General features: G+C 53.8%; 9 protein-coding genes. 4 read left to right on the forward strand and 5 right to left on the reverse strand.

Going from position 1 to position 12,965, the window contains the following annotated elements:
* Positions 1-32: 32 nt before the first annotated feature.
* From yebS to rsmF, 3 genes are all read left to right on the forward strand, one after another.
* Positions 33-1,277, forward strand: a complete 1,245-nt coding sequence (gene yebS / locus EHV07_RS12470) for a membrane integrity lipid transport subunit YebS (protein ID WP_147198364.1) — start codon at positions 33-35, stop codon at positions 1,275-1,277.
* Positions 1,246-3,879, forward strand: coding sequence for a PqiB family protein (locus EHV07_RS12475; protein WP_147198365.1), 2,634 nt, complete (start codon positions 1,246-1,248; stop codon positions 3,877-3,879). Before yebS ends, EHV07_RS12475 begins: the two co-directional genes overlap by 32 nt.
* 286 nt (positions 3,880-4,165) lie before the next feature.
* The gene (rsmF, locus tag EHV07_RS12480; RefSeq protein WP_254446356.1) at positions 4,166-5,557 is read left to right on the forward strand and encodes a 16S rRNA (cytosine(1407)-C(5))-methyltransferase RsmF; all 1,392 of its coding nucleotides are present in this window, start codon (positions 4,166-4,168) and stop codon (positions 5,555-5,557) included.
* A 3-nt stretch (positions 5,558-5,560) separates the two neighbouring features.
* Here the strand turns inward: rsmF and EHV07_RS12485 are convergent, their stop codons facing one another.
* From EHV07_RS12485 to xylA, 5 genes are all read right to left on the reverse strand, one after another.
* A complete protein-coding gene (locus tag EHV07_RS12485; RefSeq protein WP_147198367.1) occupies positions 5,561-6,208 on the reverse strand; it encodes a metallophosphoesterase in 648 nt (215 codons plus the stop codon).
* A gap of 183 nt (positions 6,209-6,391) precedes the next feature.
* Positions 6,392-6,592 (reverse strand): hypothetical protein, encoded by a 201-nt coding sequence (locus EHV07_RS12490; protein ID WP_254446240.1) that lies wholly within the window; start codon positions 6,590-6,592, stop codon positions 6,392-6,394.
* Positions 6,593-6,867: 275 nt separating this feature from the next.
* A complete protein-coding gene (locus EHV07_RS12495; RefSeq protein WP_147198368.1) occupies positions 6,868-8,064 on the reverse strand; it encodes a XylR family transcriptional regulator in 1,197 nt (398 codons plus the stop codon).
* A gap of 196 nt (positions 8,065-8,260) precedes the next feature.
* Complete coding sequence (xylB, locus tag EHV07_RS12500) at positions 8,261-9,715, reverse strand: xylulokinase (RefSeq protein WP_147198369.1); 1,455 nt, start codon at positions 9,713-9,715, stop codon at positions 8,261-8,263.
* A 27-nt stretch (positions 9,716-9,742) separates the two neighbouring features.
* Positions 9,743-11,062 (reverse strand): xylose isomerase, encoded by a 1,320-nt coding sequence (xylA, locus tag EHV07_RS12505; RefSeq protein WP_147198370.1) that lies wholly within the window; start codon positions 11,060-11,062, stop codon positions 9,743-9,745.
* A 362-nt stretch (positions 11,063-11,424) separates the two neighbouring features.
* Here xylA and xylE point away from each other — a divergent pair, with 362 nt between their 5' ends.
* Complete coding sequence (xylE, locus tag EHV07_RS12510; protein WP_147198371.1) at positions 11,425-12,915, forward strand: D-xylose transporter XylE; 1,491 nt, start codon at positions 11,425-11,427, stop codon at positions 12,913-12,915.
* The last annotated feature ends 50 nt before the right edge of the window (positions 12,916-12,965 follow it).

Here is a 12,965-nt window from a genome sequence, read left to right on the forward strand (position 1 = left end):
GCAACGTCCGGGCAAGCACCTTAATCGGAAATATGAAAATACACGTTATCAGCCATGCTCTGCCTCAGGCACGTTATCAGCGTTGTCCGCAATGCGATACCCTTTTTTCCTTACCAGATGTTAAATCTAACCAGTCTGCGCACTGCCCGCGCTGCAATGCCCGTATTCTGAACGGGCGGGACTGGTCGATGACCAGACTGACCGCGATGGCGGTCACTATGCTGCTGCTGATGCCGTTTGCCTTCAGTGAACCGCTGCTGACCGTCCGCCTGCTCGGCACCAACATTCGCGCCAGCCTGATGGAAGGCATAGTGCAAATGGCGCAACAGGGCAACGTGATTACCGCGTCGATGGTGGCATTCTGTACCATCGCTGCCCCTGCAACGCTGGTCGGCTCAATTGCTTACCTGTTTTTTGGCAATAAGCTTGGCATGAATTTACGGCCGGTATTATTAATGCTCGATCGGCTGAAAGAGTGGGTAATGCTGGATATTTATCTGGTCGGTATTGCCGTAGCATCGATTAAAGTCCAGGACTATGCCGACATTACGCCCGGCCCCGGGCTGGTGGCATTTATCTCGCTGGCGGTATTAAGCCTCGTCACGCTAATCCATATGAACATTGAACAGCTGTGGCACCGGTTTTATCCGCAGCCGCAGCCGCATGTCGCACCAGAACGTTTGCGCGTTTGCCTGAACTGCCATCACACCGGCTTGCCGGACGAGCGGGAACGCTGCCCACGCTGCCATACGCCGCTCTACTTTCGGCGCAATTTCAGCCTGCAAAAGTCATGGGCTGCACTGATTTCGTCAATCGTGCTGCTTATTCCCGCTAACCTGTTGCCAATATCTGTTATTTATCTGAACGGCGCTCGTCAGGAAGATACCATTCTTTCCGGCATCCTTTCGCTGGCTTCAGGAAACGTTCCGGTAGCGATAGTGGTATTTATCGCCAGTATTCTGGTGCCTTTTACCAAGGTTATCGTGCTGATCACGCTGCTTTGCAGCATTCATTTTAAATGCGAACAGGGCCTGAAAACTCGCGTCCGCCTGCTGCGGGTCGTTACCTGGGTAGGCCGCTGGTCTATGCTGGATCTGTTTGTTATTTCACTCACCATGTCGCTGGTCAATCGCGATCAGCTTCTGGCTTTTACCATGGGACCGGCTGCCTTCTATTTTGGCTCAGCGGTCATACTCACTATCCTTGCCGTTGAGTGGCTGGATAGCCGTTTACTTTGGGATGCTCATGCAACAGGAAACGCCGACTACACCGACTAACGCACGCATTAAAAGCCGGCGCAGAATTTCGCCTTTCTGGCTGCTGCCGCTTATTGCTCTGCTTATCGCAGGCTGGCTCGTCTGGACCAATTACCAGGAGCGCGGCACGACGGTTACTATTGATTTCGCAACCGCGGATGGCATTGTGCCGGGCCGAACGCCGGTGCGTTATCAGGGTGTCGAAGTGGGTCTGGTGCAGGGGATCAGCATGACTGACGATCTGCGCACCATCAAAATCAAAGCCAGTATCAAAAGTGATATGAAAGATGCGCTGCGTGAGCAGACGCAGTTCTGGCTGGTGACGCCGAAAGCGTCGCTGGCGGGCGTGTCGGGTCTTGATGCGCTGGTGGGCGGTAACTATATCGGCATGATGCCCGGTAAAGGCAAGCCGCGTGAGCAGTTCGTGGCTCAGGATACCCAGCCAAAATATCGCGTTAATACGGGTGAAATGCTGATCCATTTGCACACGCCTGATTTAGGATCGCTGAATACCGGTTCGCTGGTCTATTTCCGCAAGATCCCGGTGGGTCGCGTTTATGATTACAGCATCAACCCTGGCAATCAGGGCGTCACGGTTGATGTGCTGATTGAACGACGCTTTACCAATCTGGTGAAAAAAGAGAGCCGGTTCTGGAATGTGTCGGGCGTAAAAGCGGACGTTGGTCTGAGCGGCGCGAAAGTTCAGCTCGAAAGCCTGGCGGCGCTGGTCAACGGCGCCATCGCCTTCGATTCGCCGCAGCAGTCGCCTCAGGCCAGCAGTGAGGACAATTATCAGCTCTATCCCGATCTGGCGCATAGCCATCGCGGCGTGGTGATCACGCTGGATCTGCCTGGCGGGAAAAACCTGAAAGCAAACAGCACGCCGCTGATGTATCAGGGGCTGGAAGTCGGCACCCTGACCGCCATGAAGCTGTTGCCGAATGGCAGAGTGACTGGCGAACTGACTATCGATCCTTCAGTCACAGGATTAATGCGCACCAGCACCCGCATTGAAATGCGCAGCCCGAAAATCAGCCTGACCGATACCAGCCTCAGCAGCCTGCTTACCGGCGATACGCTTGAGCTGATCCCGGGCGAAGGCGAGCCGGAAGATCATTTTACCGTGCTGCAAAGCAATGAATCCCTGTTGCAGCAGCCCAATGCGCTGTCACTTAAGCTGACCGCACCTGAGAGCTACGGTATTGATGCTGGTCAACCGATTATGCTGCACGGTATGCAAATTGGTCAGGTCGTTAGCCGCAAGCTGAGCGAGCAAGGCGTTGATTTTGTTGTCGCACTGGGCGCTGACTTTCGTCATCTGGTGCATGGCGACAGCAAGTTCATTATTAACAGCCGGCTCGACGTCAAGCTCGGTCTGGACGGCATGGAAGTACTGGGTGCCAGCGCCAGCGAATGGGTAAACGGTGGCATTCGCCTTGAGCCGGGCAGCAAGGGCAACGTTAAGGAAAGCTATCCGCTCTATGCCAATGCCGAAAAAGCGGCGGAAGGCATTACCAGCAATCAGCTTCCGGTCACGTTGACGCTGACCGCCAACAGCCTGCCGGATATTCAGGCGGGTTCGGTAGTGCTTTACCGTAAATTCCAGGTGGGCCAGATTGTTGACGTGACACCGCGAGCAAACGAGTTCGATGTGCGCGTTCATATTAAACCGGAATACCGCAAGCTCCTCACGCCTAACAGCGTGTTCTGGTCAGAAGGCGGCGCACGGGTTCAGCTCAATGGCGCGGGCCTGACGGTACAGGCTTCGCCGCTTAACCGTGCGCTGAAAGGCGCGATCAGCTTCGATAACCTCTCTGGCGCAGGCGCAGGCCTGACCAGCAAAGACAAGCGCGTGCTGTACGATTCTGAAACCGCAGCCCGCGCCGTCGGTAGCCAGATTACGCTGCATACTTATGATGCCAGCAAGCTCTCTTCCGGTATGCCAATTCGCTATCTCGGCATCACCATTGGGCAGCTTGAATCGCTGGCGCTGAATGCGGACAAAAATCAGGTGATCGCCAAAGCGGTGCTTTACCCGGAATATGTAGAGGATTTCGCCCGTCTGGGCAGCCGCTTCTCGGTGGTTTCGCCAGAGATTTCGGCCGCAGGCGTTAATCATCTTGATACGCTGCTACAGCCCTATATCAACGTCGATCCCGGTAAAGGTCGTGCTCAACGTACCTTTGAACTACAGGAATCGACAATTACCGACGCCCGCTATCTTGATGGTCTGAATGTCGTGATGGATGCGCCGGAGGGCGGCTCGCTTTCTGTCGGCACACCGGTACTGTTCCGGGGTATTGAAGTGGGTACGGTCACCGGCACGTCGCTCGGCTCAATGGCGGATCGCGTGCAGATTACCTTGCGCATCAGTAAAAAATACCAGCATCTGGTCCGTAACAACTCGGTGTTCTGGCTGGCTTCCGGCTACAACCTGAAATTTGGGCTGATCGGCGGCGTGGTGAAGACCGGCACCTTCCAGCAGTTCATTCAGGGTGGCATTGCCTTTGCCACGCCGCCAACGGTTCCGCTGGCACCTCGGGCTTCTTCCGGCAAGCATTTCCTGCTGGAAGACGAGGAGCCAAAAGACTGGCGCAAATGGGGTACGGCGCTGCCGAATTAACCCAAAAAGAGGGCATGGTGCTGGCTTGAGGGACACAGGCTGTCCATAAAGACGCAAAAGACGGCATCCATGCCAGCTCGACACGGGCCGTCCATGGCCCGTGACGCTTTATTACCAGCCTGTGTCCCTCCCGCTTTGAGTTCATCATTCGTCTAAAAGGGGTAACTTACCGCCCCTTTTTTCTGCCCACCGCAATTGTGCTAAACTCCCCCCACTTTTTTCCTGCCGGAATTTTTCAGTGTCTTCTTCTTCACGCGTGTACTTCCCGGAACTCTTTTTAGATCAAATGCGCGACCTGCTGCCTGATGCGGCAGAGTTCGATCGGTTTATCGCCATCAGCCAGCAACCCCTTCGCCGCAGCCTGCGGGTGAACACCTTAAAAATCAGCGTGGCGGATTTCCTGACGCTGGTTGAACCTTATCAATGGGCGCTGACGCCGATCCCGTGGTGCGAAGAAGGATTTTGGATCGCCCGTGGCGATGCCGATACGCTGCCGCTGGGCAGTACCGCTGAACATCTGGCGGGGCTGTTTTATATTCAGGAAGCCAGCTCCATGTTGCCCGTTAGCGCACTGTTTGCGGGCTGTCCGGCACCACAGCGGGTAATGGATGTGGCGGCGGCACCGGGCTCGAAAACCACACAGATCGCCGCCCGCATGCAGAACCAGGGCGCAATTCTTGCCAATGAGTATTCGGCCAGTCGGGTAAAAGTGCTGCATGCCAATCTCAGCCGCTGCGGCGTAAGCAATACCGCCATGACCCACTTTGACGGTCGCGTTTTCGGTCCGGCGCTGCCTGAACATTTCGATGCGGTTCTGCTTGATGCGCCCTGTTCCGGCGAAGGCGTGATCCGTAAAGATGCCGATGCGCTGCGTAACTGGTCGCCGGAAAGCACAGAAGCGATTGCCGCCACTCAACACGATCTGATTGAAAGCGCCTTTCATGCGCTCAAGCCTGGCGGCACGCTGATCTATTCAACCTGTACGCTTAACCGCAGTGAAAATCAGCAGGTGATTAGCTGGCTGTTGGAACGTTACCCAGGCGCGGTGGAAATCGAACCCTTGCAGGCGCTGTTTGCCGGAGCCGAACGCGTCAGTACGCCAGAAGGTTTCCTGCACGTGTTCCCGCAAATTTTCGACAGCGAAGGCTTCTTTGTGGCGCGTCTGCGCAAGCTGCAAAGCGTCGAGCCGCTGCCCGTCCCCGGTTATAAAGTGGGTAAGCTGCCCTTCTTACCGGTCAGACGCAAAGAAACCGAAGAGATTGCAGCCGCAGCGGCGAAATCTGGCCTGGTATGGAACGCTGACACGCACAGCCTCTGGTCACGTGATAAAGAGCTGTGGTTATTTCCTCAGGCAATCGAACCGCTGCTGGGCAAAGTGCGTTTCTCTCGCATCGGCCTGAAGCTGGCGGAAACCTTCCCGAAAGGCTATCGCTGGCAGCATGAAGCGGTGATTGCCCTGGCGCAGCCTCAGGCGAAGAATCGCTTTGAACTCACCCATGCTGAAGCCGAAGAGTGGTATCGCGGACGCGATATTTATCCGGAGCGGGCGTTGCCCGCCGATGAAGTTATCGTTACCTGCCAGCAGCAGCCAGTCGGACTGGCAAAAAAGGTCGGCAGCCGGATTAAAAACAACTACCCGCGCGATCTGGTTCGTGACGGCAGGCTGTTTTCCTCCTGACCTTTATTGAACCTGTTCCAGCGTAAGCTGATTGCCGAACACGGCACCGGTATCAATAAAGTGCTGGTTGAAAGCGTGTAGCGCGTTGGGCAGCGGCGTGTGACCGAAGTAGAAATCATCCGCGCCGCTAATCGGTTCGCCCTTCCCCTGCTGGATGCGCTCGATACGGGCGCGGCTCCAGACAACATCGAAAGGATCGACCGGCGCTTCCCATTCATATCTGGCCGCCGGATAGTCAGCATGCGCCACCACAATCAGCCGGTTTTTCAGCTGTAAATGAATAATTAGCGGCATAAGGCGGCAGCGGCTGAGCGCATGCTTCGCCTCAATCATCTTCATGCCTTCCAGCTTATAAAACCAGTCACCGCCGTTGCCAATCCACTGTTGATGATTGCCTTTGCTGAGCGCATTCATCGCCATCTCTTCATGATTGCCACGTACGCTACGAAACCATGGCTGAGTCAGTAGCGCCACGCAACCGGGGCTGTCCGGCCCGCGATCGATCAGGTCGCCGACGCTAATCAACAGATCCTGTTTAGCATCAAAACGCACCGTCTCCAGCCGATCCTGCAATAGCCGCAGGCAACCATGCAAATCCCCCACAATATAAATATGCCGCCAGTTTTCACCATTAAGGTATTGGTATGTCATAGTCGGATCCTGAACTGTTCACGTAAAAGGCGACGGGTAGCGCGGCTAAACAGATAAAGTGTAGTCTGTTAATAACCCTCTCATCGACAGAACGTTGGCATAACAGCGTTAATTTAAGGCGGGAGATAATCGTGGTCCTCAGTGCATAAATCAGTACGATTTTGCCAGCTGAGGACGTCGGTGTTACTGGCTTTTCAGCGCGCGGGGATTTTTTCTGAGAGAAGCGGTCCAGTTAAACTCTTTCACTTCGCTTTCTTTTGCATTAGCCGGTTTACGCGGTTTTTTTGCAATAACCGCTTTGGTGGTCTCTTTTACGACCCGATCTTTCATCACAATACGCTTGGCCTCTTTCAGGATCTCCTTTTCCTCTTTTTTAGTCGGCACATGACCTTTTTTTTAGCGTCAGGGCCTTTACCTTAGCGTCTACCAGCGTTTTTTCAGCGTCGGTAAACTGGTCTATCGAAATTTCTTTCTCATTTTTCATCAGGTTGGCTCCAGCCAGAACTTACAGGCGCGATGCTCGCGAGGTGATGCTGCTCATGAGACTAGTGGTTTGACCAGAGATAAACAAGCTAAACACGCGAATTCGAAGCGGGGAGGATCGGTAGTCACCCGGAAACCGCCCGCTTCCTTTACTTTTCGCTGCGAATAACCTTAATTTATCGCACGAGACTGACGCGATTACTGCGATATTTCACCGGTGAAACGGCAAGGTTCTGCTGGAAAATCGCGCAAAAATATTGCGGCGTGTTGTAACCGCATAAGCGGCTGATTTCCGCTACCGGTAATGAGGTGGTCTCCAGCAGCTCTTTTGCCCTCGCCAGCTTTTCAGTTTGAATCGCTTTATGAATAGTCATGCCTGTTTCCAACGTAAACCTTTTATCCAGGTTAGAACGTGAGGTACCAACCGATTCCAGAACATGCTCAACGGTAATACCACGACAGGCGTTTTTACGGATAAACGACAGGGAACGAATAACCATGGTATCAATAACCGAACGGTAATCGGTTGACTGTCTGGCAATCACGCCTTCCGGCGCTATCACCACCGGCGCATCTGGCACAGCGCGCCCGGCCAGCAATCCATCCAGCAGCTTCGCCGCTGAATACCCCATTTTTTGCGTACCCTGCACCACCGAAGAGAGTGAAATGCGTGACAGGTAACGCGTCAGTTCTTCATTATCAATGCCGATCACACACAGGCTTTCCGGTACGGCAATCCCCAGATACTCGCAGGTTTGCAAAATATGACGTGCGCGGGAATCCGTGACGGCGACGATCCCCGTTTGAGACGGCAGAGATGTCAGCCAGTCAGCCAGATTGCGCTGTGCGCTCTCCCAGGTTTGGCTGTCGGTTACCATTCCTTCAAAGATTTCGCCCGGATAACCTCGCGCGCCCGTCTGGCGCAGAAAGGCCGCCCTTCGCTCGTGTGCCCAGTGCTTATTTGCCGCGGCAGGCAAACCATAGAACGCAAATCGCTCCAGCCCCTTTTCAATCAGATGGTTTAAGGCGCAGGCTACCAGCGCTTCGTTATCGGTGGCGACGTAAGGCACGGAAGGGTAATCCTGACGGTGATGATAGGACCCGCCTACGCCAACCACAGGAACATCAATTTGACTTAGCTGCTGAGCCATTTCCACATCGTCAAAGTCTGCGATAATGCCACGACTTGAAAGGATGTTGTAATTAAAGTGATGCACGCTGAAATCTTCTTCGATATAGATATCCCAGCCACATTTTGAGGAATAAAAATATTCGCCAATACCGGCTATGATTTGCCTGTCGTAGGCTTTATTGGCATTGAAGAGCAGTGAAATTTTCGCCTGGGGTGGCGAGGCGTCATGGCTTCTGTTCATTCAGCATTCCTGACCGGCTACGGATAAGCCAATATAGTGCTTTTTTCATTCTGTCTCATCCGGGTAAGCCATGGCGCGTGCAGAGAGTGTGATCAACAAAAGAGTTTGCGCATTGTTATCGCACAAAGTGAGGGGCAGAGCAGGAAAGCGGCTCCGTCAAAAGAAAGAGCCGGGGAAACGTATTAAGACGACAGAGCTAAACGATGGCGCGGGTCTGTTGATAAAGCTGGTGAAAACGCTGTTGCCGCTGCTGATAAAACGCATGGCGTTCCGCTTGTGGCGTATAGCGGCATTCCAGCGGCAGCGCCGGCAGCAAATCCTGCGGTGAAGCTGTGGGATAGCAACTCATTCTTGCCAGCCGCGCGGCGCCCAGAGCCGGCCCCACATCACCACCGGTACGGTAGTCCAGCGCCATTCCCGTAATATCTGCCAGCAGTTGCCGCCACAAATGGCTTCGCGACCCACCGCCAATCAGGGTAACAGACTCAGGAGTCACCCCGGTGGCATGCAGCGCGGCCATGCCGTCGGCCAGCCCAAAACTTACACCTTCGAGTACCGCCATCGCCAACGCTTCCGGCCCATGTTGATGCGTCAGCCCCCAGAAAAGCCCGGTGGCATTCGCATCGTTATGCGGCGTACGCTCGCCGGAAAGATAAGGTAAAAAACAGGGCGACCGCTCGTCAACCACGGCTTTCTCTGCCAGCATCAGTAAGGCCTGTACCGATGCCTGACCGGTCAGACGAGCAGCCCAGTCAAGACAGGATGCGGCACTCAGCATCACCGACATCAAATGCCAGGTATCAGGCAAAGCGTGGCAAAAACTGTGTACGGCCTGCTCTGGATTGCTTTGAAAACCCTCACTGACCGCAAAATAGACGCCGGATGTCCCAAGAGAAAGCATCGCCTGCCCCTGACGCCAGATGCCCGCCCCTATCGCCCCGGCCGCATTATCGCCCCCTCCCGCAACCAGCGGAACCTTTGCAGGCAAATGCCAGCGCTGGCAAAGCTCGGGCAGCAGCCTTCCCGTCACCTGATTGCCTTCAAACAGCGTCGGCATCCGATCGCGATCCAGCCCGCATGCCGCCAGCAGACTGTCGCTCCAGTCGCGCTTGCCGACGTCCAGCCACATCGTCCCGGCTGCGTCTGACATATCCGTCGCGAACTGACCGCTCATTCGCCAGCGCAAATAATCTTTCGGCAGCAGCACCCGGTTAATCTGCCGAAAAACAGCCGGCTCGTGCTGCTTCACCCACAGCACTTTCGGGGCGGTAAAACCGGGCATCATTAAGTTGCCGGTAATTCGTCGTGAATCCCTCACGCTCTGTTCGAGTTGACGGCAGGCCGCAGCGCTGCGTCCATCGTTCCACAGGATGGCAGGACGCAAAACCTGCTGCGATCGTCCCATCAGTACGGCACCGTGCATTTGCCCGGTCAGCCCAATAGCGTGAACAGCCTGCAATGAATGCTGTTGCGCCAGAGAAAGCATGGCCCGATCGGCGGCCTGCCACCACATTTCCGGATCCTGCTCTGACCAGAGCGGATGAGGCCGTGAAACCGTCATCGTTTCCGTCTGGCTGGCCAGCACCTGGTTCTCATCATTTAGCAGAACCGCCTTTACCCCGGACGTACCGAGATCGATACCTATATACATGCCCTTTTCCTCTGGCGCTGCCTGGCGTTAGCGATAGATAGCCTGATTAACGATATTTTCCAGCCGCTCCTGCTGGCCGCTGCGATGCGCAGGATAAAGCGCGGCTTTTTCGCTATAGCCTGCCAGATCGTTGAGCGACAGATTACCCGCCAGGATATCCTGCCCCAGCTGGCCGTTCCAGCCCGCATAGCGCGCCTCGCGTGCCTGCTCAAGCCGCCCTTCTTCCATCAGTCTGGCGGCAATCCGCAAGCCCTGTGCCATGACATCCATGCCGCCAATATGACCATAGAACAAATCGGCGGGATCGGTGCTTTGCCGACGCACTTTGGCATCAAAGTTCAGGCCACCGGTGGTGAAACCGCCGGCTTTCAGGATCTCATACATAATCAGCGCATTTTCTTCGACGCTGTTGGGGAACTGATCGGTATCCCAGCCCAGCTGCAGGTCGCCACGGTTAGCATCTACCGAACCGAAGATACCCAGCGCCGCCGCCGTGGCAATTTCATGTTGAAATGAGTGACCCGCGAGCGTGGCGTGATTGGCCTCGACGTTAACCCGGATCTCATTCTCCAGACCAAACTGCTTCAGGAAGCCATAGACGGTAGCAACATCGTAATCATACTGATGTTTGGTTGGCTCCTGAGGTTTAGGTTCGATCAGCAATGTGCCGGTAAAGCCGATACGGTACTTGTGCTCCACCACCATCTGCATAAAGCGGCCAATCTGTTCGCGCTCGCGCTTCAGGTCAGTATTCAGCAGGGTTTCATAGCCTTCACGCCCGCCCCACAACACGTAGTTTTCGCCGCCTAATTTTTGCGTCGCCGCCATTGCCGCGTTGACCTGCGTTGCAGCCCAGGCAAAAACTTCCGGATCCGGACTGGTTGCCGCTCCCGCACCGTAGCGAGGATGAGTAAAACAGTTTGCCGTTCCCCACAACAGTTTTACCCCCGTTTGCTGCTGTTTTTCCGCCAGCAGATCGGTGATAACCGCGAAATTATGCAGATACTCTTTCACCGAATTTCCCTGAGGCGCCACGTCGGCATCGTGGAAGCAGTAAAAGGGCACGTTCAGCTTGTCGAAAAATTCAAAGGCAATTTCCGCTTTCAGTTTGGCCTGTTCCAGCTCGCTGCCCGCCTTGAACCAGGGACGATCGAACGCGCCCGTGCCGAACATGTCCGTACCGGCCCAACAAAAGGTGTGCCAGTAGCAGGCAGCGAAACGCAGATGATCTTTCATCTTCTTACCGAGAATGATTTCATCCGGATTGTAGAAGTGAAAGGCGAGATCGTTCTGGCTGTCAGCGCCTTCGTAATCAATTTTACCCACGTGTTCAAAATATTCTTTCACCGGAAATTCCTTATTTATTCACTGTCAGGAAATAACACTATGCAAAGTCCGCTTCGCATCTGACAATTATAAAATCTCACATTGTTATTCTGTAATATCCCATCCATGACCGGGATCACATGACAACACCAGCGTCTATTAAGCCGTTAAAATTTGACATGTGATGGTTATCATAAAAAGCAAAAAGACGGTTACGATTACCATAAATTGTAATTTCCATTGCCACCCGCCAGGCCTATGTTGGGTTCACAACAGCCCACCGTCGTTTATTTGTTGCAAAGCAGAGTATCTGCAAGATGCGGTAGCCTGCGGATAAATAAAAAGGCTCCGCCTGATTCGGTATATTTTATCAAGAGGTAACTATGGCAATATCCCCAGATATCAAAGCCAGCAACCGCTATGTCATTTCCATCACGCTGGTAGCAACATTAGGCGGATTATTATTCGGTTATGATACCGCCGTTATCTCCGGTACGGTTTCATCGCTCGATGCAGTGTTTATTTCTCCAAGGGGGCTGAGTGAATCAGCAGCGAACTCTCTGCTCGGCTTTTGCGTTGCCAGCGCGCTGATTGGCTGTATTATCGGCGGGGCCTGCGGCGGGCCGCTGAGCGCACGCTTCGGCCGTAAAAAAACGCTGATTGTCGCGGCCGTGCTTTTCTTCCTGTCCGCTGTGGGATCGGCTTTCCCCGAGCTGGGTCACCGCTCCGTAGATGCAGATAACGGCGTTCCCTGGTATCTTTCCGGCTATCTCAGCGAATTTGTTATTTATCGTATCATCGGCGGTATCGGCGTTGGACTGGCATCAATGGTTTCGCCTATGTATATTGCTGAAATAACGCCGGCAAAAATTCGTGGCAGAATGGTGGCTTGTAATCAGTTCGCTATTATTTTAGGCCAGCTGCTGGTCTACTGCGTTAATTATGGCATTGCGTTATCGGGAAGTGAAACCTGGCTTAATACGATGGGCTGGCGCTTTATGTTTCTTTCCGGCGCCGTGCCGTCGCTCCTTTTCTTTGTATTGCTGTTTGCCGTACCGGAAAGCCCTCGCTGGCTGGCAACAAAAGGATTGACCATAAAAGCAGCTGAAATTTTGGAAAAACTTGTTGGCAAAGCGCAGAGCGTGATTGAATTACGCAATATAACGCAGTCAGTGAATAATAAAAACGCCTCGCACTCTCTGTTCTCTTTTGGGATGGGTATCATTGTTATCGGTATTTTCTTGTCAGTATTCCAGCAGTTCGTGGGCATTAACGTGGTACTTTATTACGCGCCAGAAGTGTTCCGCTCAATAGGATCCAGTACAGACGTTGCGCTGCTGCAAACCATCATTGTTGGGGTAATTAATTTAATCTTTACCACTATTGCTATTATGACTGTCGATAATTTTGGCCGCAAACCGCTGCAAATTATCGGCGCATTAGGCATGGCGATAGGGATGTTCACGCTCGGCACTGCGTTTTACAGCAAGCTTTCTGGCGTTGTCGCATTGGGCGCAATGCTGTTTTACGTCGCCTCATTTGCCATTTCATGGGGGCCAGTATGCTGGGTATTACTGGCAGAAATTTTTCCAAACCGTATTCGCAGTAAGGCAATGTCAATAGCGGTTGCCGCTCAGTGGATTGCAAATTATCTGGTCTCCTGGACTTTCCCGATGATGGACAAAAATAGCTACCTGAATGCGCACTTCAATAATGGCTTTGCTTACTGGCTGTATGGCGTAATGGGCCTGATGGCCGCACTGTTTATGTGGAAATTTGTGCCGGAAACGAAAGGGAAATCGCTGGAAGAGCTGGAAGAGCAATGGCAAAAACCCGCGCCGGAACGCCTTAGCGAGGCCACCGTGAAAGATTAATATTTATCAGGGTAGTGTCCGGTCAAATCGCCGGGGCCATGCATGAATGG

Source organism: Pantoea sp. CCBC3-3-1 (assembly GCF_007981265.1).
Lineage (GTDB): Bacteria > Pseudomonadota > Gammaproteobacteria > Enterobacterales > Enterobacteriaceae > Erwinia.

Bases quoted from the DNA above. Each gene is read 5' to 3' on its own strand.
- yebS (WP_147198364.1), top strand. From the start codon at position 33: ATGAAAATACACGTTATCAGCCATGCTCTGCCTCAGGCACGTTATCAG.
- EHV07_RS12475 (WP_147198365.1), top strand. From the start codon at position 1,246: ATGCAACAGGAAACGCCGACTACACCGACTAACGCACGCATTAAAAGC.
- xylE (WP_147198371.1), top strand. From the start codon at position 11,425: ATGGCAATATCCCCAGATATCAAAGCCAGCAACCGCTATGTCATTTCC.
- EHV07_RS12495 (WP_147198368.1), bottom strand. From the start codon at position 8,064: ATGAACAGAAGCCATGACGCCTCGCCACCCCAGGCGAAAATTTCACTG.
- rsmF (WP_254446356.1), top strand. From the start codon at position 4,166: ATGCGCGACCTGCTGCCTGATGCGGCAGAGTTCGATCGGTTTATCGCC.
- EHV07_RS12485 (WP_147198367.1), bottom strand. From the start codon at position 6,208: ATGACATACCAATACCTTAATGGTGAAAACTGGCGGCATATTTATATT.
- xylB (WP_147198369.1), bottom strand. From the start codon at position 9,715: ATGTATATAGGTATCGATCTCGGTACGTCCGGGGTAAAGGCGGTTCTG.